Here is a 23,439-nt window from a genome sequence, read left to right as displayed (position 1 = left end):
GGCACGATATTTTCTATAAACACTTTGAGCTTATGAAAAATAAGATTTTTGTTATCAGTATAATGGCCTTCATGAGTTTCGCTTTCGCGAAAGCGCAAGGAGGAACTAGAGGTATTAGAGTAGGTTTTATTGATATGGAATATATTCTTGAGAATGTACCAGAATATCAAAAAGCATCTCAACAGCTAGAGCAAAAGATGGGTAAATGGAAGCAAGAAATTGATGCCATGAGTCTAGAAGTGCAACAAATGAAAGATGCTTTACAAAATGAAAGAGTCTTACTTACTAATGAGCTTATTGAAGAGAAAGAAGAAGATATTAAGATAAAAGAAGAAGAGCTTTTAAACTATCAACAAAAAAGATTTGGTCCTCAAGGTGATTTTGTTTTACAAAAAGAACAATTAATACAACCAGTACAAGATCAAGTTTTTAATGAAATACGTAAGATAGGAAGCCTTAAGAAATATGATTACATACTTGATAGTTCTGAGGCAGCAATGCTTTATAATGCAGAGCGTCATGATTTAAGTGATCAAGTGTTAAAAGCGATAGGAAGAACTGCAAAAATCGATTCTAGAAATAGAGGTAATGACAAAAAACCTACTAAAGAAGAATTGAGAGAACAAGAGAAAGAAGAACGTTACTTGTCTGTAGAAGAGGCAGAAACTGTAGAGAAAAAAGAAGAAGCAAAGGAACAACTAGTAAATGATAGAGAAAAGGCACGTCTAGAGAAATTAAGAGTGCGTGACTCTATCAAAGCAGCCAGAGCTGCAAAGTTTCAAAAGCGTAGAGATAGTATCATTGAGGCTAGAGAGAGACGCAAGGATAGTATACTAAAAGTACGTGAAGCAAAGAAGAAGGCTAATCAAAAAACGCCTCCAGGCGGTGAATAATAACACGATACCATTATATTTGCAGCCGCATTAATAGAAGTTAAAGCAAAACATTAATTAATAATTAGAAAATGAAACAAGTAAAAACCCTTATAACAGCAGTAGTAGTGATGTTTCTTATGGCAGGAATCAACACAGTGCAAGCTCAAGCTACTCCTAGTAAAGTATGTCACGTAGCATCTCAAGAGTTAGTGGAACAACTACCTCAAGCTAAAGCTGCTGATAAACAACTAAGAGATCTTGCTAAGACTTATGAAGCGACTCTAGGTGAAATGGATAAGGAATTGCAAAACAAAGCTGAGCAATTAAAAAGTCTTGCTGAATCACGTAGCGATGAAGAAAATCAACGTGCTTATCAAGAGCTTATGGCTGGTCAAAAGAAACTTGAAGAGTACTACCAAAGTTCTCAACAAGCTATGGCTCAAAAAAGAACAGACCTTTTAAAGCCTTTATATAAGAAAGTACGTGACGCTATTCAAAAAGTAGCTCGTGCAAAAGGTTTTGATTATGTCCTAGACTCTACTACAGGAACAGGAGTAATCATGGCAGATGGTTATGATATCACTCCAGATGTAAAAAAAGAATTAGGTATTACTCAGTAATTAGCTAATACTTATAAAAAAACCGCTTGGTACATCTAAGCGGTTTTTTTATGCGTTAAATTCTGGTAATCAGATTATCTTTATGTCATGAGTAATTTACAGCCTATTGGATTTTTTGATAGTGGAGTTGGTGGTACTTCGGTGTGGAAAGAAGTTGTGCAATTACTGCCACATGAAAACACGATTTATCTAGCAGATAGCAAGCATGCGCCTTATGGACGTAAGCCTAAAAATGATATAACTCAGTTATGTGTTAAAAACACAGAGTATTTACTTAGTCGTGGTTGCAAGTTAATAGCTGTGCCTTGTAATACTGCAACCACTAATAGTATATCATATCTACGTGAACATTATGATGTGCCGTTTATAGGTATTGAGCCTGCTATAAAGCCAGCAGCGCTTAATAGTACTACAGGTAAGGTAGGGATTCTAGCCACGCAAGGAACATTATCTAGTGAATTATTCAATAGAACTCAAAGAGCCTTTACAAAGGATGTAAACACTATAGAAATAGTAGGTACGGGCATTGTTGAACTTATAGAATCTGGCAAAAAGGATTCTGAAGAAATGAGAAACCTTTTGGTAGGTATTACAGAGCCTTTTATGATATCAGGTATAGATTATCTAGTATTGGGCTGTAGTCATTATCCTTACATTAAAGACATGTTACAAGAGCTGTTGCCTAGCCGTGTAAAAATCATAGATAGTGGAGCTGCTGTAGCAAGACAAACACTTCATATTTTAAAGGAGTTTAATTTACTAAATGACCAGACTTCGTTAGGTCATCATGAGTTGTATTCTAATCTCAATACTCAAGTGCTAGACTTACTAACTGTTGAAGTCAACGATAGAAAAGTGGACTATCTAGACTTTTAACTAAAGAATTTAAATAGTTCTAATTTTCTACTGGGACTCACCGGTAATTCTATCTTGCCCAGAATGACACTGCCGCCTTTACCTTTCTTATAGGCTGTTACATGCGAAGCATTTATTAAATGAGACTTATGAATTCTACAAAAACCTTTATCGGTAAGCATATCCTCAAAATGTTTTAATGTTTTAGAAACTAATTTATGAGAGTTTGCTAAATAGACGTTTGTATAATTATCATCTGCACTGCAGTAAATAATATCCTTTACTGGTATAACTTCAAAACCTTCTTGTGTTGGAATAGTAATTTTATCATTTAATTGAGAGCTATCTTGTTCTTTTACAGAAAGGCCGATATTTACTTCTTCCTCACGCTCTTTAATACTTTTTACAATATCGACAGCTTTAATAAGCTCGTCTATTTCGATAGGTTTTAATAAATAATAAGCAGCCTGTTGATTTAGTGCTTCTTTTGCATATTGATCATAAGCAGTTACAAAAACTGTTTCAAAATCTCTATTTCCTAGTTTGTCTAGTAGGTCAAAGGCTGTTCCATAAGGCATTTCTACATCTAGAAATAAAATGTCAATGTCAGTTTTACGTAATAACTGTAGTGCCTCATCGACGTTTGATGCTTCAGCAAGAACTGTGACGTTAGGACAGTACTTAGACAGGTATTTCTTGAGAATCTCTCTAGAGATTTGCTCATCTTCTACAATGATCGCTTTTAAATTCATAGAGCATTTTTTAATTAGAAACAATCATTTTAACGGTGACTGCAGTCCCTATGTCTGGAGATAGGCCAGCATCATTTACTATCATTTCAATCTGGCAATCGTGCAATTCATTTAGTAATGCTACTCTGTTCATGACATTGCCCAGGCCTTTACTTTCTCGTTTCTTTTGGTGTTCTGTTTTGAGCTCTTTGGACTTAGCTCTTCCTATTCCGTTGTCAGTTATGGTAACGATGATTTCGTTTTCTGCTTTCGCGAAAGCTACCTTTAAAAAGCCTTTCTCATCCTTATATCTCAATCCATGCCATACTGCATTTTCTATAATGGGCTGCAATAACATAGGTGGAACTTGTAAGGATGTGCCTTCCAGTAATGGATCTACTATAAATTCATAATCAAACTTATCTTTAAATCGCTCGTGTTCTAGTTTGAGGTAAAGACCTAACAGTTCAGTTTCTTTTTCTAGTGGTATAAAATCTAATTCTGAATTCTCGAGAACACTGCGCATGAGCTTAGAAAAGTCTGCTAGATATTTATTTGCAGCACGTTCATCATTCATTGCGATATAACTATTTACAGAATTAAGTGCATTAAAAATAAAATGTGGATTCATCTGGCTGCGCAGTGATTTGAGCGCTAATAAATGGTTATTAATGCGTTGCTGTTTATTGTTGCGCCACATAAAATATGCGAGAGAAATCAATAAAAGACTTAAGGCAACCAGTGAGTAGATGATCCAGCGTTGTCGATTGTTAACCTGTTGGGTTAATTCACGCTCTGTATTAATTAGCGCGATTCTATTTTCTGTAAGTTCCCGATCTTTCTCAAGTGTTAAAATGCGAGTTTGTCTATTTACTAGATCTTGTGCTTTACGAGTGTTTAAAGCTATTTCTTGTTCTTTTTGCTCATAAAGTCGGTCAACAGTTTCAATGTAAATCTCATTATATTTTAATGATTTTGCCGTGTTACCATTGGTGCGATAAAGTTTATAAAGATTACGCGCAGCCTCTTTTTTAGTATTTAGATCATCATTTGCACTAGCTTCCTTAAAACTGTTTTCAAAAGAAGCGATTGCTTCTACAAAATTATTTGTGGCTTTATAGGCTTCAGCAATTTTAAGTTGTTCTTTTTGTTTTGAGTATGCGGTTGTGACGTTATCCACAGGTGTATCTATAAGCGCGCCCACTTCTAGATCTTCCATAATGGTATCTTCTATCTCTATAATGTTACTAGAGCTAGGTGTGTCAAGGTTAGTTACCGTCGCCTTTCTTTTTGCAGTACTAGCTTTATCAATAAGTTCGATATTTTTTTTACGCAAAGCAATTTCTTTATCGTATTGTTGATTGCTATTATAAAAATCTGCAGTGGCAGATTGTGTGACCACATTACTTATAATCCCTTCATTTTTTGAATCTTGAATGGCGTTACTATAATAAGACTCTGCAGTAGTGACTTGTCCTGTTGCATTATAAACATTTGCAATATTAGTGTTGAGTTGTGGTAATAATGCTTTTAAATTATTTGTCTGTGCAGTTTGTAAAGCTGCTTTATGATTTTTAAGCGCTGCCTCGGTATTTTTAGTTATTTCATAGACATTTCCTAATGTTGTATATGCAGTTACTATTTGTTGAGTGGATAGTCCTGTACTGCGGTTAGAAGACGTTTTTATTGATCTTTCATTAACAGTAAGAGCTTCCAGTGTTTTGATCGCTTCTTGATAATTACCGTTGCTTTGTAGTGATTGGCCAAGTTTGAGTTGTCTTTGTGCTGTGTTTTCAGACTTAATCGCTGCTCTATAATTGGTAATCGCTAGGTCTGCTTGTTTGTTGAAAATGTATAAATCACCTAATGTTTCATAAGCACGAGCCTCTTTGCTAGTACTAATGCCACTAGAATTATTAGATAAAGCAGCAATTAAAAAGTCTGCCGTTTTTTGTGCATCCTTTTTAAGATAAACTTGGGCGCTATCCATTAACACTTCATAGCTCAATGATTTAAGGCGGTCTTTTTGTGAGAGGTCATCGATAACTTGAATCTCAATTTTATCATAACTTCTTATCGTATAATAAACAGTCTCAAAATCAGATCTCCTAATGATAATTTCATCACCTAGATTTGCTGGTATTTTAAAATAGCCTTGTAAATCTGTGGTTGCATATCGTCCCATAGGCCCTTCAATATTAACGCCAGATACAGGTTGTTTTTTATCGCTAATCACGCGTCCTTCTAAAACCATAGTGGTGCGTTCACTATTGGTCTTACGTGACTCATTACTTTGCGCCATAACCGTAGAGGTTAGACCCAAGGATAAAATTATATATAAGATTATTGCTCTCATTTCGGTTGTAAACTTAGGCATTAAAAGTTAGATAGATTCAAGCACTGTGCCGTTTATGAGCCGATTAGAGCTTATATATTCTGGTAATTAAGAAGTGTACTCGATAGAAATACCATTACACTCATTCATATACTGGTTTCACTCATTTGACATATTTATAAGAAAAGCATCCCAGTAGATTTGATTAAAATTCTAACAAAATGAAAATCATCTCAACGACATTTTTAATCCTTTGTGCACTTAGTTTGAGTGCACAGCATTTAGGTAATTTTAATAACCAAGCCTCGCAAATGGAAATCTCGAGAGCTAATATTGCAACCGCAGATATGGGTAATGCGAGAGTGATAGGTTATAACACCAGCCCGGCTGCAAGCGTGACTTTACAACCCAGTAATATATTAAACTTAAGCTTGCGCAGTCTTTATAACGTTGAGGCAACAGATTACACAGCAGTTTTTAATATCAACCAGGTAGGTGAGACGGCTGATGAGACCACACAGTTAATGAGTGATAAAATTAATGCCATTAAAGCTGAATTAAAAGGTAAAGGTTTCAATGGTCAATTTGCTATTGACATGATATCTTTTATGCCTCAGTATGAAATAGAAGTGACTAAAAAGCTTTTTAGTAAAACATATACAGAGGTTCCGGTCGGTTTTGAATTACAACAAAATTTATTGATTTCTTACCGTGATGATGCCGACTTTGAAAAAATACTGTCGGCATGTGCCAGTGCCGAGGTTTATAACCTAGTTAAAGTAGATTATTATGTGAAAAACCTAGAGGCAATATATGCTGATCTACAAACCAAACTACTTGCCGAAGTAAAAAAGAAGAAAGAATACTATACAGCATTGGGTTTTGATATGGCTGAATATGATGTCCACATGGCAGATGCAAAATATTACCATATGCCTAAGGATCACTATAAAAGTTATGTTGCAGCCAATAATATAAGTATGGATGCACTTAAACAGAAAAAAGGTGTGACACGTATTAAAAAACCTATTTCATATTATTATGATCCTATTCCTCATTCTGGTTATGATATTGTCGTAAATGCTGCTATTACTAGACCTGTAATACAACTAGGTATGGATTTAACATTGCGATATGTGCCTAAGCCTGCAAAGCCAATTGCACCAGTTGCACCAGTAAAAGAGCCTAAACCTAAAGTGTATGTCATATCGCCTACAGGTCCAGTAGACATCAAACAACTACCTAACTCTTAAACGCAAAACCATGGATAATTTTCAAAATATATTACTAGTTACCGTATTAATAACATTCATTGCATGTAATGGAGCAGCTATGGGAAAACCTGTAAATGACAATATTCCAGAGGTTGCTTTATTGGAGAGAAAGCCTTCTCAACCTATTCAACCAGCAACTATTCAAATAGCATTACTACTAGATACGAGTGGTAGTATGAATGGATTAATAGATCAAGCTAAAACTCAATTATGGAATCTGGTAAACAAAATGACTTATGCGCAGTGTAATGAAGTACAGGCTAATATTGAAATCGCGTTGTATGAGTACGGTAATACTACAATTCCACAACAAGAAGATTTTTTAAGGCAGATTGTTCCTTTTTCTACAGATCTAGATTTAATAAGTAAAGAATTATTTGCCCTTGATACCAATGGTGGTGATGAGTATTGTGGTGCGGTAATTAATCACGCAACTAAAAATCTAGAATGGCGCAATGGTACTCAAGATTTAAAGATGTTATTTATAGCTGGTAATGAATCTTTTCTTCAAGGCAATACTTCTATAGATGACGTTATGAAAGATGCTTCTCAAAAAGATATTACTGTTAACACTATATTCTGTGGTGATGCACAAACAGGAATCTCTTTGAAATGGAAAAACGCTGCTTTTTTAGGGAAAGGAGAATATATGGTAATTGATCATAATCAGCAAACTCAATATGTGTCTACACCATATGACGACCAGATATTACAGCTGAATTCACAGTTAAACAGCACTTATATTTCTTACGGAAGTCAAGGTCAATCTAGAATTGCACAACAAAATTATATAGATAATCAAACGGCTGGTGTATCTGTAACAGCAAATGTAAATCGCAGTGTTGTAAAATCAAAAAGTGTATATAATAATGCAGCTTGGGATTTAATTGATGCAGCAGAGGATGAAGAGATGCTAGAAGATTTAATTCTAGCAAATAAAAAAACTCTAGACGCAGATTTAAAAGATAAATCTATTGAGGAAATAAAGGCTATAACTCTAGTGAAAAAGAAGGAAAGGGAAAGCGTACAAAAGAGTATTATAGATTTGAGTGAGAAAAGAGAGGCTTATATAAAGTCGCAAAATGCTGGTGAAAATGGTCTAGAAAGCGCCATGATAAATGCGGTAAAAAAGAAAGCTGCCTTAAAAAATTATACATGGAAATAGTTGTAAGGATGTAGAGGTTGTTTTATCGCGCTTTCGCGAAAGCGTAATAAAACAACCTTTTAATTTTTAAAACAACATCTAATCCCTAAGACTGACAAGCTGTTGAAAAATGCTCTTTGAATTGCCGTAACTAGCGGTAACAGAATCGTATTTTTGATGCTCACTCATAAGTATACGGTTTGTCAAAGAAGGTTAAGAAGGTCACTCCATTAATGCAACAGTACAACAGGATAAAGACTAAATATCCAGATGCGTTGTTGCTTTTCCGTGTTGGAGATTTTTATGAAACCTTTGGAGAGGATGCAATTAAGACTGCACGTATTTTAAATATTGTCTTAACCAGTAGAAATAATGGTGGAGAACCTATTGAACTAGCAGGTTTCCCTCATCATTCTATGAATACCTATTTACCTAAATTAGTAAAAGCAGGTGAGCGAGTTGCTATTTGCGATCAATTAGAAGATCCTAAACAAACTAAAACGATAGTAAAAAGAGGTGTTACTGAGTTAATCACACCTGGTGTAGCACTTAATGATGAGGTGCTGCAGTCCAAAAGCAACAACTTTTTAGCCGCTGTATCTGTAAATAAGAATATTTATGGTGTAGCGTTTTTAGATATTTCTACAGGTGAATTTTTAGTGAGTCAAGGGTCAAGAGAAGAAATTGATAAACTGTTGCAAAACTTCAATCCTAGCGAGGTATTAATTAATCGTAAGGATAAGACGCTATTAAAAAATGACTTCCCTTACGATTTGCCGTATTTCTTTTTAGAAGATTGGGTGTTCCAAATAGATTTTGCCCATGAATCGTTATTAAAACATTTTAAAATCAATTCTTTAAAGGGATTTGGTATTGAAAAATTAGAAGAATCCATCATTTCTGCTGGTGCAATTTTACATTACTTAGAAGAGACCCAACATAACAAGGTAGATCATATTGCTGGAATCTCTAGAATCGCAGACGAGGATTATGTGTGGATGGATCGATTTACTGTGCGCAATCTTGAATTGTATCAAGCATTAAGTACAGGAGCAGTCACTCTGATAGATATTATAGATCAAACTACAACGGCAATGGGTGGTCGAATGTTGAAAAGATGGTTAGCATTTCCATTAAAAAATAAACAGCAGATAGAGAAAAGACATGATATAGTGGAGTTTTTTACAAAATCTGCAGAAACTTTGAATGCGATTAAACTTGAGTTTAAACGCATGAGTGATTTAGAGAGGTTAGTTTCTAAAGTTGCGGTAGGGAAAATATGTCCTCGAGAGGTTGTACAACTTAAAAATAGTCTTGAGGCCATTGAGCCAGTAAAAAAAATAGCTGAAAGTTCTGGAAATAAAGCCTTACAGGTATTAGGGGATAATCTTAATGCTTGTACACACATGACTCAATTAATTAAAGAGTCTATAGATGAGGAAGCTCCTGTAAATATTTTAAAGGGTAGAACCATCGCTGCTGGTTATAATAGTGAATTAGACGAGTTGAGAGGTCTCGCTAATAGTGGAAAAGAGTATCTGGATAACATGCTTGCAAGACACACAGAAGAGACCGGTATAACCAGTTTAAAAATTGCTAGTAACAACGTATTTGGATATTATATTGAGGTGAGAAATACTCACAAAGATAAAGTTCCAGAAGAGTGGATTAGAAAGCAAACACTGGTTAATGCAGAGCGATATATTACTGAAGAATTAAAGGAGTATGAATCAAAAATATTAGGAGCTGAAGAGCGTATTAACGCTCTTCAGCAAGAGCTTTTTGATAAAATAGTTCAGGAAATAGTGCCTTTTATAAAAGTGATTCAAAATAATGCTCAATTAATTGGACAATTGGATTGTTTGATATCATTTGCTGCCCATGCTGTCCAAAGTAATTATGTTAGACCGCAACTATTAGAAGGTGACGCTTTAGAAATAACAGGTGGTAGACATCCCGTAATTGAAAAGATGCTTCCTGCAGATAAGCCATATATACCTAATGATGTTTTATTAGATAGAGATCAACAGCAAATCATAATGATTACTGGTCCTAACATGAGTGGTAAGTCGGCAATATTGAGACAGACAGCATTGATTGTACTACTTGCACAAATGGGAAGTTTTGTTCCTGCGACAGATGTTAAAATGGGTATTGTAGATAAAATTTTTACTCGAGTAGGTGCAAGTGATAATATTTCTCAAGGAGAATCTACATTCATGACAGAAATGAATGAAAGTGCTAGCATACTTAACAACATTAGTAAAAGTAGTTTAGTGCTGCTAGATGAAATAGGAAGAGGAACAAGCACCTACGATGGGATTTCTATAGCGTGGGCGATTACTGAGTACTTACATGAGCATCCTTACATGCCTAAAACTCTTTTTGCAACTCATTATCATGAATTAAATGAGATGACGGAAATGTTCGACCGTATCAAGAACTTTAATGTTGAGGTAAAGGAATTAAAGGATAAAGTATTATTTATGCGAAAACTTATACCTGGAGGTAGTCATCATAGTTTTGGTATTCATGTGGCAAAGATGGCAGGAATGCCACAGCAAGTCATTAAAAAAGCAAATAAAATTTTAAAAAGACTTGAACAGAGTCATCAACAAGAGGATTCTAAAAAAGTTTTGCAGGATACTCAAGAAGAAGAATTGCAATTGAGTTTTTTCAACCTAGACGACCCTTTGTTGCAAAACATTAAAGAAGAGATACTTATGGTTGATATAGATACGCTTACTCCAGTAGAAGCACTCATGAAACTTAACGAGATTAAACGTATGCTTCAAGGAAAATAATTTTTATCAAATAATTTTAATTGAAACGCTTTGCAGATAAAGGAAAGTTGTTAAATTTGCACTCGCTTTGAAAAGCTTTTGAGTTTTTCAATTTTGCGAAAGTAGCTCAGGGGTAGAGCATCACCTTGCCAAGGTGGAGGTCGCGGGTTCAAATCCCGTCTTTCGCTCTAAAGTTTGTTCTTAAAAAGATTTTAATAATACCAATGATGTGTCGTGGACACAATCGCTCGAGTGGTGGAATTGGTAGACACGTTGGACTTAAAATCCAATGGGTAGTAATGCCCGTACGGGTTCAAGTCCCGTCTCGAGTACAAAGAGGTTATCTAGAAATAGGTAGCCTCTTTTTTATTATAATAATTTTTGAGAAATTGATTTGTGTAGAGCTTTTAAGGTAGTAGCTTTAATATTGATGTATAAAAAAACCGCCTTTTAGGCGGTTTTGTTTTTTAAAGAGAAAGTGGATTATTTTCCAATCATTTTCTTTCCAGCTTCAGTCGCTTTATCTGCAGCACCTTTAGCAGCATCACCAGCGTTATCAACTGCAGTGTTAGCAGCGTCTTTAGCTCCATCTACGGCTTTGTTAGCAGCATCTTTCACGTCACCAGCAGCACTTTCTACAGCATCACCAGCGTCATCTAAAGCATCTTTTGCATTGTCTAACCCTTCTTTAGCAGCGCCAGTTGCATTGTCAGCAGCATTTTCAATTGCGTCACCAGCATTTTCAATACCGTCCTGTGCACTTTCTACAGCGTCACCAGCAGCGTCCATTGCATCGCCAGCAGCATCTCCTGCAGCATCTGCAGCATTTTCAACGCCGTTTGCAGCATCTTCCATTCCTTTTTCTACTTCTCTACATCCTACTGCGAACATAAGAGAAAGAGCCATCGCTCCGATAAATAATTTTTTCATTTTGAGGTAGATTTATTGATTTATTAAACAAATGTATACTTTTTGATTAAATAACTTAATTTCTAAATTATAAATAGCTATTTATCGATTAGTTGTATGATTTCATCTATGATTTGAAGTTGAATGGTTGATTTCGTAATTGGATTTCAAAAAATCATCAGAGGTTCTTTAAAGTTTTTCACTTAGGTATTTCCAATATCTTTTAGGAACATGCTGCACATGTAGTTTGAGGTTTTTTCTTGACTTTATATTGGTACTTTGAAAATATTGATTCCATAGATCTCTATAATTATTTTCTTTTTCTTGAAAACCAGTCGTTAATTCAATATTGTTCTTATTAGAAGTAGCAGTTGTATTTAATATTCCTCGTTGATCTTTAGGAGTTTTAAAGTCTATATAAACTTCTTGTACTATATTTTGATCGTAGCTTATTCCATAGTTCCGACTCAAATCATATATGACCCAATTTTGATCAGCATATCTGTTTTTGAAATGTTTTGTAATTAAGGGTAAAACATTGAAGTCTGGTTCGATATTAGCATAGTAGTTTTTTTCATCTATTAAGTGAAACCTAACAAATGCCTCCATTCGATGCTTTTCACGACCTACCATCTTTGCTGCTTGTGCAATTTTTAATACACTTGGGTTAGTGAAATCACCGCTTGGTGTTTTTTGCTTTTGGAAAGTAGATTTTATATATTCATATATAGTATTTTCTATTCCATTTATTTCACTTAAGAAAGCGCAATACACTTGATGTGAGTCTCTATAATTGCATAGAGATTCAAAACGGTTCCATACTCGTTTTGCTTTATCAATATCTGTGGTAATGACCTCCATACCGTCAAAAAGATTTTTTTGTGTTTTGGAAGCTTTAGAAATAATAGGTGATTTTATTTTATGATCATAGATGATAAAAATCGTAGTTAATAATCCATTTAAACTACCATCATATAATAAAGTGGTAGTCATGAGAATAAATTGAGTTGATTGTTAAAGTTTTTATGATACTTACTATTAGAGTTAAGCATGATTAAGTTTTTAATTTTAGAACTAGTAAGATCTCTAGTCTCAAAATCGCGTGAGTCACAGGTCATGAAATATTTAGATCGATTCATAGCGATTCCTATTGCTTTCAAGTGTTGCCAATTTAGTTTTCTATATCTTCTGGCACTTATAATTTTACCTACAGATCGCATTCCTATTCCTGGCACACGAGCTATCATTCTTTTATCTGCCTTATTAATGTCTATAGGGAATTGGTCTAGGTTGCGCAATGCCCACGATAGTTTAGGATCTATATCCATATCAAGATTTTGATGAGTTTCATTTAATATTTCTTGAATATTAAAACCATAAAATCTTAATAACCAGTCGGTCTGGTAAAGCCTATTTTCTCTCATCATGGGCACCTCTGTACCTATTGCTGGTAATCTAGAGTCGTTTGCCACAGGTATGTATCCAGAATAGTAAACACGTTTCATTTGAAATTTATTATAAAAGAAATTTGCGCTATACATAATGTCGCGATCACTCTCACCTGTAGCACCTACTATCATTTGAGTACTTTGACCAGCTGGAGCATAAATAGGTGTATTTTTAATAAGTTTTTTTTCAGATTTATATATTTGAATAGAGTTTTGAACCGCTTTCATAGGTTTAATAAAATCTTTATGATCTTTATCTGGTGCTAGTAGTTTCAATCCAGCCTTAGTTGGGATTTCAATATTTACAGATAATCGATCTGCATATAACCCAGCTTCTTGCATCAGTTCATCGCTAGTACCTGGAATGGACTTAAGATGTATATAACCATTGAAATTCTCTTCCTCTCTCAGCTTTTTTGCTACTCTAATCAATCTTTCCATTGTAGCATCAGGACTTTTAAAAATTCCAGAACTCAAAAACAATCCTTCAATGTAATTGCGGCGGTAAAAATTAATAGTAAGATCGACCACTTCTTGTACAGTAAAAGCGGCACGTTTGATGTCATTAGACTTTCTAGTCACACAATAGGCACAATCAAAAATGCATACGTTGGTCAATAAAATTTTAAGTAATGATACACAGCGACCATCTTCAGTATAGGTATGACATATACCCATACCGCTTGAATCACCTAGACCTTTGTTCTTATTTTGCCTTTTACTTCCACTACTGCTGCAGCTCACGTCATATTTTGCAGCATCTGCTAGAATTTCTAATTTCTCTTTTATTCTCTCGTAATTCATGTGTATAGACTATTCAGACTTTTATTTGAACTCTTTTATATAATGATTGCTTTATTCTTATTATTAGATGAGAATCAATCAGTTTTACTTGACTTTCTCGATACTCTAGGTTGATGTGTTTTTATTTTTTCAAGAGGTAATTCTAGCTTACGATACCCATTACCATTTCCCATTCTACGATCTCGTAAGTTGGATTGCTTTTCTAAACGTTGCATGGTTTGGGGATTCTCTTCTGCATACCTCGGATCTTGAATATAATCGGCCTTATGCATGTTGTGTACCTCAATAGAAAAGAAATCAAATTCTTCTACCACCTTACCATATATTTTATAGATTCCGCTTCCGCGAAAGCTGATCTTAGAGGCCACAGGAGGAAACATAACCGTATCGAAAAAGTCACCGTTAATGTCTAAAAACGTACCGAACTGCATGCGCTTGCCTTTAGCAGTATGAGTGGTTTTAATGTTTACAACATAGCCATACATTAATATCATTTTATTGTGATGTGCTATCATTTCTGTACGGCCGTAATGATTTTGAGGTGGCTCTAACAGTAAATCAAAATGAGAGCACAAAGGAAACCCTAGAAGTTCTATTTGTTCATAAGCCATCTCTAAAGCGGTTGTGTGTAATCTGGGTATACTTGCTTCCTGATGCTCAGTAACAAATAATTTATTCTGTATATACTTTTGAGGTGACTTATCTAATTTAAAATGTGCGTGCCATAACAATTCATAGCGATCTATTCCTGTAAATCTAAAAGCATCTATGCGTATCAAAAGAGCTAATTGGTCAATGCTTATGAGTACTCGATCTATGAAATCTTCTAAGAATTTAAAAACTCCATTAAGATGACGAGCCTCTATTATGCGTATCATAGTTTTTTTCTCTAGCTCTTTGAGATAGCTATAGCCCAGGTAGATACTAGTTCCTTTTATAGTATTAGCAATATCGCTATGGTTAACACACGGTGATTCTATAGTTGCACCACACATCTTTGCTTCATGAACATAGAGCTCAGGCCTGTAAAAACCACCACCATTATTTAATGTGGCTACCATATACTCTAGTGGAAAGTATCTTTTAAGATAAAGGCTTTGGTAACTTTCTACAGCATATGATGCAGAATGGCCTTTTGCAAAAGCATAACCAGCAAAACTCTTAATTTGATTCCATATTTCTTGTGTCTGTTTAGGATCATGGCCTATATCGATACAGTTTTTAAAATACTTTTGTTCCACCTTTTGAAACTCTTCACGAGAACGATATTTTCCGCTCATTCCACGTCTCAATACATCTGCCTCAGCAAGATCTAGCTTTGCATAGTAGTGAGCAACCTTAATGACGTCTTCCTGATAGACCATAATACCATAAGTTTCTGGCATTATTTCTTGCATAATGGGATGTGCTTCTTTGCGCTTTTCAGGATAGCGTGTACGCAAAATAAACTCGCGCATCATACCACTTTGGGCTACACCTGGACGTATGACAGAACTTGCAGCAACCAGTCCTATATAATCATTAGTGGCTAGTTTGCTCAATAGCATTCTCATCGCTGGTGATTCTATATAAAAACAACCTATGCATTTTGCTTGTGAGATCATGTTATTAATCTCTGGATCTAGCATAAACTTTTTCACATCGGTTTGTAGATTTGCTATAGTCGCATCGGGTTGATTGTACTTAATGATCTCTATGGTATCACGTATTTTCCCTAGGCCACGCTGTGCTAGAATATCAAATTTGTGAATCCCAGCATCCTCAGCAATGTGCATATCAAATTGAACCGTACGATAACCTTTGGGCGGTAAACTGGTAGCACTGTAGTAATGAATAGGTTTTTCCGTGATTAAAATTCCGCCAGCGTGTATGCTTGTATAATTAGGCATGCCTTTTATTAAATGACTGTATTTTAATACCAGTTGGTGCATTTGATCTAGTTGCTCTAGTTGAAAATGACCAGTGGTAAGCATATCTATATCTGTTTTAGGCAACCCAAAAACTTTACCTAATTCTCTTACTACTGCTCGATATTGAAAAGTATTATAAGTGGCTAGCAGCGCTACATTATTAAATTCATTGAATATAAAGCGTGTAATATCTTCTCTGTCGTCCCATGCAAAATCGATATCAAAATCTGGTGGACTGGTTCTATAGTCATTAATAAAACGTTCAAAGTATAGATCTAGTTCTATCGGATCAACCTCTGTGATTTTAAGTAAATAAGCTAAAATGCTATTTGCACCACTACCACGACCTACATAAAAAAATCCTTTACTGCGAGCATATTCACAGATGCGCCAGTTGATTAAAAAATATGCAACAAAACCTTTTTTATGGACTATACCTATTTCTTTTTCTATGCGCTCAATAACAACTGTCTTATCCTCTCTGTCTCCATATCTATCCTTAATGCCTTCATAAGCTAACTTTCTCAGTTTTGCATAATCTGCTTCTTTACTAGTGCTGTAGACTTGTTGATTTGCGTTAAGTTGTGCGTTTTCAAAATTGAAACTGACATGACATTGTGATAATAATTGTGTCGTGTTTTGAAGGATTATCGGATATTCTTTAAAAACTTTTTTTAATTGAGAAACTGGAATCATTTGTTGCTCAACATTACCTTGTTGCGACTCTGGTAGCTGACTCAAAAGAATATTTAGGTCTATACAGCGCAATAGGCGATGTGCGTTATAGTCTTTTTTAGACCTAAAACTTACTGTTTGCATCACAACCATTTTATCCAGCATGTTTACATAACTAGTAAATGGCATTTTACGTAATGTGGTTGTAGAGATACCTATGAATTCGCTTTCGCGAAAGCGAACTTTATCAAGCTCTATTGCTTTATCAAACGGATATATAAGGTATACATTATCAAAGGCTTGTGGCTCTGAAGGAAATGGAATTTTATTTTCTAGATGATACGATAGAAAAGTATTAAGCTCTTGAAACCCATCATTGTTTTTTGCAATACCAACGTATTGTTGATGATGATTGTTTCTGAAATCTATACCCAGCACGCCATGTAGTTGATGTTGTGCACATAGTCTTATAAAATTTAAACAGGCGCTGGTGTTGTTAATATCTGTAAGGACAATTGTTTTCACACCATTTTCTAGGGCTAGTTCAATGAGATCTTGCTCATTAAAAGTGCCATAACGCAAAGAGTAATATGTGTGATTATTTAAATACAAGTTGAGTATTTTATTGTTTACGATGTGCTAGGACTACTGGTGGTAGCCCATTAAATGGATTTAACATTCTGCCTATGGTTCTTGATTCCATTCCAGCTGCTCTCATAACAGTCCTGTCTCCATATTTTTCTCTTATTTTATCTAATGCTTTATATAAATTCATAGAGGTTTCATTATCGTCAAAGAGGTTGATCTGATAGTGACCGTTAACAATGTGAGAGAACTTTATTCCTATTAATCTTATCAATAATCGACGATTGTAAAGTTTTTCAAAGATTTCTATGATATGTGGAATTAAAATATGATCTGCACTACAATAAGGGATGCGCATTTGTTTAGTATACGTGTTAAAGTCAGAGTATTTTATTTTAACATTAATGCAACCAGTTAACTTATCACCACGCCTTAATTGAAAAGCTAGGTTTTCTGTCATGGCAATTAGAATGGATTTGAGTTTTTTAATATCTATGGTGTCGCGATTAAAAGTGCGCTCTGTACTAATAGATTTACGTTCATTAAATGCGACGACTGGTCTGTTATCTATTCCTTGTGCACGTCGCCATATCAGACCTCCATTTTTACCTAGTACATTAATCATCATTTCTTCAGGCATTTCTTGAATGGTGTGGATACGTTTAATGCCTAGATGTCTCAATGTTTGATATGTTTTATCACCTACTTGTGGTATTTTTTTTATTGAAAGTGGTGCTATAAAAAGTTTTTCTGTCCCTTCAGAAATCATAAGTTGACTGTTTGGTTTTGCTTCACCTGTCGCGATTTTTGAAACCACCTTGTTTGTAGATAGACCAAAGGATATAGGTAATCCAGTCTCGTCGATGATTTTTTTACGTATTGCTGTTGCTAGTTTATAACATCCATAAAAGCGATCTGTTCCAGATAGGTCTGCATAAAATTCATCAATACTAGATTTTTCAAAAAGAGGAGTTTCTTGTTTTATAATTTCAGTCACCTCATCAGAGTGTTTTGAATAAATACCAGCATTACCTCTTATCACCACAGCTTCTGGACATAGTTGTTTTGCTAGTTTCATAGACATACCACTATGGACACCATAACCTCTAGTTTCATAACTGCAGGCTGCTACAACGCCACGATCACTAGTTCCACCTACTAATATCGGACGATTTGTAAGACGTGCATCCATTTTTCTCTCTACAGAAACATAGAAAGTGTCGAGATCTAAATGTAGGATTTGTTTATCGCTCATAGCTTTTATTCTTTGAAGTGGTGTGACAGTTTTAATTACATATTGCTTAAAACAAGCGGTCAAAAAACCTCACAAGATTTTTCCTGTGAGGTTTATAGGCTATAACTCGTTTTTATTTATGTCTACAGTTTAATTAATCGGTCATGTTTTTAATAACTAAATCATTTACTGTAGGTTCCATAAAACTTACAAAGCCTTCTTTTTCAATTTCATTTTTAAAATGAATACCATTTTGAGACAGTACTTCATTTAGTGTGTGATACACCTTATGTATAAGGTCTTCTGTTTCGGCTATTTTATCTGACCAAGATTTTACTTTGTAAACTACCTTCATAGTTGTTTGGTGTCCTGTTTTTCTTGACACCATAAGTTGTTCTACTCGTTGTGTCAGTTCTGTTTTTATGAGTTCTATGTTCATATCCTGATACATTTTTAAAATAAAATGAATTGATCTCCTTCTACCAGACGTTCTTCCCTTATAGTAAATGAATGGTCCTCTGCATATTTAAGGCGCTCGTATAAACAGCGGTCATAATCTTTAAATAATTTCTCGCCAGTAGGTTTTAATAATTCAAGACCATTTGCATCTGGTTTTTTAATCTTTTGAGATATAGGGTAAGCATTAAAACCTTTAGAGTCAAAAGGCTTCATTAACTTTGAAATCTCGGTAATACTTAAGTCAGGTTGTATCCAGCGTTGCTCATCTTCTTTACTTAAAATTACTGGTGATCTATGATGACCTATACGGTTGATTAATCTGTTTGCCGTTGTAGTAACCATGGCTACTGTATGATGAATTTCTCCAGTAAGTGGATGTTGCCATGAATCATGTATACCAGCTATAGCAAATGGGCCACGATCACGATTAGGATAAACCAGAAAAGGCTTGTTTAATTTCTCTTGCTTTGGGCCTTCAATAAAAGCATCTACTAAAATTAAACATCGTTGAGATTTAATGGCATGTCTGAACATAGGTTTATTAAATATTCCTAATGTTCCCTTATAATCCATTTCATTTTCTATGTTATTACTGCCTTCACTACGGGCATTTAACATGTAGGTTTGCTTATGTGCCCAGTGTGGTGTAAAACCATAAGTAAATAGTTGAATTTCACCAGGAGCTTCACTTGTAATTACAGGAAGTTGCTCACCAGCAGATATATTTACATTCTCTGGCAATTGAACATTGTTTTTAAAGACAGCATTAAAGCGCTTTTCTAATTGCTCTTGCGGTGTTATTATAGTTGCTCTTCCACACATAATATTTTGTTTTATGGAAATATTCCAAGAATCATTCCGTTTTACATTTCAAATATATGGAATAATTCCAATAAATAGGAAATAATCCTATGTTAAAATTGGAATTATTCCTAAAAGGCCTATATTTGTTCTATGGCACAAGAGATATCTATAGAGGCACAACGCTTTAAAAAAGTAAGAGAAGAGTTAGGGAAAACCCAATCTGAGTTTGCAGAACTGCTTGACGCAGGAAGTACAACTGCAGATATTGAACGAGGTAAAAAGAAAATTACTGGTAAAATTGTGACCGAGCTCTTGCGTCAGTTTCATATAAACCCATTATGGTTATATGGCAATAGTTATAATAAACATTTAGAAACCACCTCGAGCACAGCCCCTAAAATTATAAGCATGGATACTAGTGATCGAGAAAATATGATCATGGTACCTATAAAAGCCAGTGCAGGTTATGCTACTAATGTACTAGATACTGATTGGTATCAAGATTTGCCTGCCTTTAGCATTCCTTTACCTCAATATAAGGAAGGTAGTTTTAGAGCTTTTCAAGTGCGCGGCGATAGTATGTTACCTGTATTACAACCTGCAGAATGGGTAATGGGTAAAGCAGTAGAAAGTGTAAGGCAAGCAAATGATAACCGCATACATGTGGTGGTGACGGCAGACACGGTTGTTGTAAAAAAACTACGCAAGTCTGAGATAAGTGATTTAGTAAACCTTATTTCTTTAAATAGAGATTATCCAGTTATAGAACAATCTATTTCTGAAATTAAAGAGCTTTGGGAAGTAAATTCAAAGTTGAGCTTTGATTTAGATGTGCATGAAGGTGAAGAAGCCATGATTTCTTTAAAACAAGGCTTGGATAGTTTGCGCGATGAGATTGCTCAGCTTAAAAAATAGGTGTAGAATAGGAGGTTTTTGTAATTCGCTTTCGCGAAAGCGAACTACTTATAAACACGCTAACTTAATGGAGCATTAGTCATGAGTTTTTATAAACTATATAATTTCTTACGAGACCTACAAAAAAACAATTCTAAAGACTGGATGGATGAGAATAGGTCACAATATCTAGAGGTGCGCAACTGGTATATCCAATGGCTAGACGAGTTGAATACAGAACTAGTTAAAGTTGATAAGGGTTATCATGATACACCAGGTCGTAAAGCGATTAATCGTATTAATAATAATTTGATGTTTCACCCAAATAAACCGGTTTATAAAGATCATTTTGGTGCTGGAATGGACCTTGCTGCAAATGGGAAGCAAGGTGATTTTTATATACATCTAGGGACACGAGAATCTTTTATCGCTGGTGGGTTTTATAAACCTAAAAAAGAAATTCTTAGCTCATTAAGGGATGCTATAGATTATAATGGAGCTGATTATAAAAAGATTCTCAATAAAAAGTCTTTTAAAGACACTTTTCATATCATTAATGATGGCGATTCCTTAAAAACAGCACCTAAAGGATACTCTCAAGATCATGAGCATATCGACTTATTGCGATTAAAAACATTTGCGGTTCAACACGATTTAACACAAAATGAAGTGCAAGCTGATGATTTTAAAGCAAAGTGTATCGAGGTTTATAAAGAATTGAAACCTTTTAGAGCTTATCTAAATAAAGCAGTTACAGTTTAATCTTCTTTATAAAATACCTTAAACTCTGCGCCGATACCATAATTATCATGACCACTACGCACTAGAGAAGAATTTGGGTTGTAATTAAGATCAAATGGAACCCATTCTTTATTATTATAAAAAATACGTCTTACCCAAGTTTGTTTTCCTTCTACCTCATTAGTAAATGGTAATAAAGGTCTATAGGTGGTAGATACTTTTTGTAGACCTCTTACAGTCTGTATTTCTCTATACTTTTTTGCTTTAATTAATTTACCGTCTGGTGTAGTATATCCTAAAATTTGTATGGCAGCAAATATTCCATTTTTAGGAATATTAATATTTAAATGATCGATATCTATTTCGATAACATCATCTGATTTTTCAGTAATGACATAGGTCATACTAGGATAAAAAGATCGATGCGAAGGCTGTCCATTTTCAACATCATAAAACATAATTCTTACCATAGTAGAAAAGGCCCTTAATTTCCCTTTTTTACTAACTTGACTTTCTTCCTTTACAATAGGGAATTGTAATTGTGATATACGTGTAGGTTGATTGTCAATCCTATCAAAGCGTACAGCGATTTCTGATTCTACAGTTGGTAACCAGCAATTAAAGTAATTATCATGCGCTATGGGTTTCTGCTTTTTCTTTTTGAACTTACCATTCAGTTCTGCACTAAGCATAACAGCCTCTAATTGATCTGCTTCTTGAGTCAATAGTATTTCAGTATTCACCAAGTTTGCTGCAACAGTTAGGTCTTGATAGCCTATTGATGATATGTAAAGAGAATCTACGTCTTTATAAAGCTTCTTAGTAAATCTGAAAATACCGTCATCATCTGCAAAAGTTCCCTTACCATTACCAAAACTTATCGTCGCAAAGGGAACTCCTTTTTTAGAAGTAGTATCTTTAATAGTAATGTCCTGACCTGTTGAGATTAAAGAACATATTAATACACTAAGAAATAACCAGTTTTTCATCAATTTGTTTTAAATAATTAAGCACTTCTCGAGTAGCACCTGTATTACTATTAATCCAGTGTCCACAAATCATTCCAGTTTTATCTCTCAAGAAATCATCTGTTAGTAGTTGATCCATAATTTCCATCAACTCGTCAGGCGTTGATACTGAAAATAATCCGCCTAAATCTTCCAACTTACCAGCTTCTGGAAATTTTTCATAGTTATTACCTATGATAACAGGCACGCCATAGGTAGCTGCCTCTAGTATATTATGTAAACCGCTAGTTCCCATCGCTCCACCTACATAGGCAATTGTAGCATAACTATAAACCTTAGTTAACAAACCTATAGTGTCGATAACTAAAATATTGCTTTGTTGTAAGGCGGTAACACTTTTGGGCGTCAACGTTTTTTGATTTCGCTTCAAAGAAGACCATAGTATAGGTACATCATCGAGCTGTCCCACAAGTTGTTTTATCTTATCTGATCCAGTTTCATGCGGAGCAATAACAACTTTACAATCACCAGATTCATAGTTTTCTCTGAGCCATTTTTGTAGCACTTGAATATCTTCTGGCCAGCTACTACCTACTACAAGACATTTTTTATCACCTACAAATCTATCTAAGAAATCGAGTTGATTGTCTCGTTCAATAAGATGACTCGCACGATCAAATCGGGTATCACCGCTAACTCTTGCATTATGATAGCCTAATCGGTTAAGGTTCCTATAAGAATCTTCATTTTGTAAAAAGAAATGATTTATTGCTTTTAAGTATTTAGTCATCCAGCTCCCATACCATTTGTTAAACGACATGTTTTCTCTAAAAACTCCACTAACTAAGATGGTCACGATATCTCGTTTTTTGAGCTCATTTAAATAATTGGGCCAGAATTCGTACTTCACCATAATGGCTAGTGACGGCTCTACAATCTCAACAAATTTTGATGCGTTAGCAGTAGTATCTATGGGTAGATAACAAACGGTATCTACTAGTGTTGTGTTTTTTTTGTTTTCATAACCGCTTGGTGAAAAGAAGGTTAGGACAATTTGATAGTTTTCTCTATTTAATTTTTCTAATACAGGAACTACTTGTTCAAACTCACCTAGACTAGCAGCGTGTACCCATATTTTAGGCATCGTTTTCTTAATACTTTGATCTAATATATCCCAAGTATGAGCGCGACCTTTAGCTCCTAGTTGAAGTTTTTTATTAAAAACGCCAGCGATAGGTAATAGGGCTTTAGTAATGGTAATAAGACTGTCGTATAATAATTTCAATCTAATAGGTTTTAATCAAAAATAACATAAAAATTACGCTTGGGAAGACCCGTGATTATTACGTATTTTTACAAGACTCATCACAGTAGTCGTGATGATATTAATA

Annotated in this window: 19 protein-coding genes and 2 tRNA genes; 10 read left to right on the top strand and 11 right to left on the bottom strand. The window is 34.7% G+C overall.

Going from position 1 to position 23,439, the window contains the following annotated elements; translation table 11 throughout:
* Positions 1–32 precede the first annotated feature (32 nt).
* The 3 genes from R1T42_RS10780 to murI all read left to right on the top strand — a co-directional run bounded on the left by R1T42_RS10780 (position 33) and on the right by murI (position 2,371).
* Positions 33–893: an OmpH family outer membrane protein gene (locus R1T42_RS10780; RefSeq protein WP_317290334.1), complete on the top strand. Its 861-nt coding sequence runs from the start codon at positions 33–35 to the stop codon at positions 891–893.
* 71 nt (positions 894–964) lie between these two features.
* The gene (locus R1T42_RS10775; RefSeq protein ID WP_036583761.1) at positions 965–1,495 is read left to right on the top strand and encodes an OmpH family outer membrane protein; all 531 of its coding nucleotides are present in this window, start codon (positions 965–967) and stop codon (positions 1,493–1,495) included.
* An 87-nt stretch (positions 1,496–1,582) separates the two neighbouring features.
* Positions 1,583–2,371, top strand: a complete 789-nt coding sequence (murI, locus tag R1T42_RS10770) for a glutamate racemase (RefSeq protein ID WP_317290333.1) — start codon at positions 1,583–1,585, stop codon at positions 2,369–2,371.
* On the opposite strand, the gene R1T42_RS10765 is transcribed toward murI, so the two are convergent.
* Together R1T42_RS10765 and R1T42_RS10760 are read right to left on the bottom strand one after the other, a co-directional pair.
* A complete protein-coding gene (locus R1T42_RS10765) occupies positions 2,368–3,102 on the bottom strand; it encodes a LytR/AlgR family response regulator transcription factor (protein WP_042244769.1) in 735 nt (244 codons plus the stop codon). The two genes, murI and R1T42_RS10765, sit on opposite strands and share 4 nt — an antisense overlap.
* A gap of 10 nt (positions 3,103–3,112) precedes the next feature.
* Positions 3,113–5,383, bottom strand: a complete 2,271-nt coding sequence (locus R1T42_RS10760; RefSeq protein WP_317290332.1) for a tetratricopeptide repeat-containing sensor histidine kinase — start codon at positions 5,381–5,383, stop codon at positions 3,113–3,115.
* Positions 5,384–5,637: 254 nt separating this feature from the next.
* Here R1T42_RS10760 and R1T42_RS10755 point away from each other — a divergent pair, with 254 nt between their 5' ends.
* The 5 genes from R1T42_RS10755 (at position 5,638) to R1T42_RS10735 (ending at position 10,949) form a co-directional block, all read left to right on the top strand.
* Positions 5,638–6,669: an SIMPL domain-containing protein gene (locus R1T42_RS10755; protein ID WP_042244759.1), complete on the top strand. Its 1,032-nt coding sequence runs from the start codon at positions 5,638–5,640 to the stop codon at positions 6,667–6,669.
* Positions 6,670–6,679: 10 nt separating this feature from the next.
* Complete coding sequence (locus R1T42_RS10750; RefSeq protein WP_317290331.1) at positions 6,680–7,855, top strand: vWA domain-containing protein; 1,176 nt, start codon at positions 6,680–6,682, stop codon at positions 7,853–7,855.
* 179 nt (positions 7,856–8,034) lie between these two features.
* A complete protein-coding gene (gene mutS / locus R1T42_RS10745; protein WP_317290330.1) occupies positions 8,035–10,638 on the top strand; it encodes a DNA mismatch repair protein MutS in 2,604 nt (867 codons plus the stop codon).
* A 95-nt stretch (positions 10,639–10,733) separates the two neighbouring features.
* Positions 10,734–10,805, top strand: a tRNA-Gly gene (locus R1T42_RS10740).
* Positions 10,806–10,863: 58 nt separating this feature from the next.
* Positions 10,864–10,949 (top strand) — tRNA-Leu (locus tag R1T42_RS10735).
* Positions 10,950–11,100: 151 nt separating this feature from the next.
* Here R1T42_RS10735 and R1T42_RS10730 read toward each other — a convergent pair.
* The 7 genes from R1T42_RS10730 to R1T42_RS10700 all read right to left on the bottom strand — a co-directional run bounded on the left by R1T42_RS10730 (position 11,101) and on the right by R1T42_RS10700 (position 19,463).
* Positions 11,101–11,547: a hypothetical protein gene (locus R1T42_RS10730; RefSeq protein WP_042244752.1), complete on the bottom strand. Its 447-nt coding sequence runs from the start codon at positions 11,545–11,547 to the stop codon at positions 11,101–11,103.
* 168 nt (positions 11,548–11,715) lie between these two features.
* Positions 11,716–12,519, bottom strand: a complete 804-nt coding sequence (locus tag R1T42_RS10725) for a TIGR03915 family putative DNA repair protein (protein ID WP_317290329.1) — start codon at positions 12,517–12,519, stop codon at positions 11,716–11,718.
* Positions 12,516–13,778 carry a putative DNA modification/repair radical SAM protein gene (locus tag R1T42_RS10720; protein WP_317290328.1) on the bottom strand — a complete coding sequence of 421 codons (1,263 nt, stop codon included), beginning with the start codon at positions 13,776–13,778 and terminating at the stop codon, positions 12,516–12,518. The genes R1T42_RS10725 and R1T42_RS10720 overlap by 4 nt, the downstream gene beginning before the upstream one ends.
* Positions 13,779–13,852: 74 nt before the next feature.
* A complete protein-coding gene (locus tag R1T42_RS10715; protein ID WP_317290327.1) occupies positions 13,853–16,975 on the bottom strand; it encodes a DNA polymerase III subunit alpha in 3,123 nt (1,040 codons plus the stop codon).
* 10 nt (positions 16,976–16,985) lie between these two features.
* Positions 16,986–18,203, bottom strand: coding sequence for a DNA polymerase IV (gene dinB, locus R1T42_RS10710; RefSeq protein ID WP_317290326.1), 1,218 nt, complete (start codon positions 18,201–18,203; stop codon positions 16,986–16,988).
* 133 nt (positions 18,204–18,336) lie between these two features.
* Positions 18,337–18,621, bottom strand: coding sequence for a hypothetical protein (locus tag R1T42_RS10705; protein ID WP_036585279.1), 285 nt, complete (start codon positions 18,619–18,621; stop codon positions 18,337–18,339).
* Positions 18,622–18,635: 14 nt separating this feature from the next.
* Positions 18,636–19,463, bottom strand: a complete 828-nt coding sequence (locus R1T42_RS10700) for an SOS response-associated peptidase (RefSeq protein ID WP_036583781.1) — start codon at positions 19,461–19,463, stop codon at positions 18,636–18,638.
* Between the two features lie 132 nt (positions 19,464–19,595).
* Here R1T42_RS10700 and R1T42_RS10695 point away from each other — a divergent pair, with 132 nt between their 5' ends.
* Positions 19,596–20,360: a LexA family transcriptional regulator gene (locus R1T42_RS10695; protein WP_036583784.1), complete on the top strand. Its 765-nt coding sequence runs from the start codon at positions 19,596–19,598 to the stop codon at positions 20,358–20,360.
* Positions 20,361–20,441: 81 nt separating this feature from the next.
* Positions 20,442–21,101: a DUF2461 domain-containing protein gene (locus R1T42_RS10690; RefSeq protein ID WP_317290325.1), complete on the top strand. Its 660-nt coding sequence runs from the start codon at positions 20,442–20,444 to the stop codon at positions 21,099–21,101.
* On the opposite strand, the gene R1T42_RS10685 is transcribed toward R1T42_RS10690, so the two are convergent.
* Positions 21,098–22,069, bottom strand: a complete 972-nt coding sequence (locus R1T42_RS10685) for a peptidase associated/transthyretin-like domain-containing protein (RefSeq protein ID WP_317290324.1) — start codon at positions 22,067–22,069, stop codon at positions 21,098–21,100. The genes R1T42_RS10690 and R1T42_RS10685 overlap by 4 nt on opposite strands.
* Positions 22,047–23,333 carry a 3-deoxy-D-manno-octulosonic acid transferase gene (locus R1T42_RS10680; RefSeq protein ID WP_317290323.1) on the bottom strand — a complete coding sequence of 429 codons (1,287 nt, stop codon included), beginning with the start codon at positions 23,331–23,333 and terminating at the stop codon, positions 22,047–22,049. The genes R1T42_RS10685 and R1T42_RS10680 overlap by 23 nt, the downstream gene beginning before the upstream one ends.
* Positions 23,334–23,439 lie beyond the last annotated feature (106 nt).

It is taken from the genome of Nonlabens ulvanivorans, assembly GCF_032922765.1.
GTDB lineage: Bacteria > Bacteroidota > Bacteroidia > Flavobacteriales > Flavobacteriaceae > Nonlabens > Nonlabens ulvanivorans.
This window is presented reverse-complemented; position numbering and strand designations above follow the sequence as displayed.

What these genes read in the sequence shown, in the direction of transcription:
- R1T42_RS10760 (WP_317290332.1), bottom strand. Translation starts at nt 5,383, where the DNA reads ATGGCGCAAAGTAATGAGTCACGTAAGACCAATAGTGAACGCACCACT.
- R1T42_RS10780 (WP_317290334.1), top strand. Translation starts at nt 33, where the DNA reads ATGAAAAATAAGATTTTTGTTATCAGTATAATGGCCTTCATGAGTTTC.
- R1T42_RS10730 (WP_042244752.1), bottom strand. Translation starts at nt 11,547, where the DNA reads ATGAAAAAATTATTTATCGGAGCGATGGCTCTTTCTCTTATGTTCGCA.
- R1T42_RS10695 (WP_036583784.1), top strand. Translation starts at nt 19,596, where the DNA reads ATGGCACAAGAGATATCTATAGAGGCACAACGCTTTAAAAAAGTAAGA.
- dinB (WP_317290326.1), bottom strand. Translation starts at nt 18,203, where the DNA reads ATGAGCGATAAACAAATCCTACATTTAGATCTCGACACTTTCTATGTT.
- R1T42_RS10720 (WP_317290328.1), bottom strand. Translation starts at nt 13,778, where the DNA reads ATGAATTACGAGAGAATAAAAGAGAAATTAGAAATTCTAGCAGATGCT.
- R1T42_RS10750 (WP_317290331.1), top strand. Translation starts at nt 6,680, where the DNA reads ATGGATAATTTTCAAAATATATTACTAGTTACCGTATTAATAACATTC.
- R1T42_RS10690 (WP_317290325.1), top strand. Translation starts at nt 20,442, where the DNA reads ATGAGTTTTTATAAACTATATAATTTCTTACGAGACCTACAAAAAAAC.
- R1T42_RS10765 (WP_042244769.1), bottom strand. Translation starts at nt 3,102, where the DNA reads ATGAATTTAAAAGCGATCATTGTAGAAGATGAGCAAATCTCTAGAGAG.
- murI (WP_317290333.1), top strand. Translation starts at nt 1,583, where the DNA reads ATGAGTAATTTACAGCCTATTGGATTTTTTGATAGTGGAGTTGGTGGT.
- R1T42_RS10725 (WP_317290329.1), bottom strand. Translation starts at nt 12,519, where the DNA reads ATGACTACCACTTTATTATATGATGGTAGTTTAAATGGATTATTAACT.
- R1T42_RS10700 (WP_036583781.1), bottom strand. Translation starts at nt 19,463, where the DNA reads ATGTGTGGAAGAGCAACTATAATAACACCGCAAGAGCAATTAGAAAAG.
- R1T42_RS10705 (WP_036585279.1), bottom strand. Translation starts at nt 18,621, where the DNA reads ATGAACATAGAACTCATAAAAACAGAACTGACACAACGAGTAGAACAA.
- R1T42_RS10685 (WP_317290324.1), bottom strand. Translation starts at nt 22,069, where the DNA reads ATGAAAAACTGGTTATTTCTTAGTGTATTAATATGTTCTTTAATCTCA.
- R1T42_RS10755 (WP_042244759.1), top strand. Translation starts at nt 5,638, where the DNA reads ATGAAAATCATCTCAACGACATTTTTAATCCTTTGTGCACTTAGTTTG.
- R1T42_RS10775 (WP_036583761.1), top strand. Translation starts at nt 965, where the DNA reads ATGAAACAAGTAAAAACCCTTATAACAGCAGTAGTAGTGATGTTTCTT.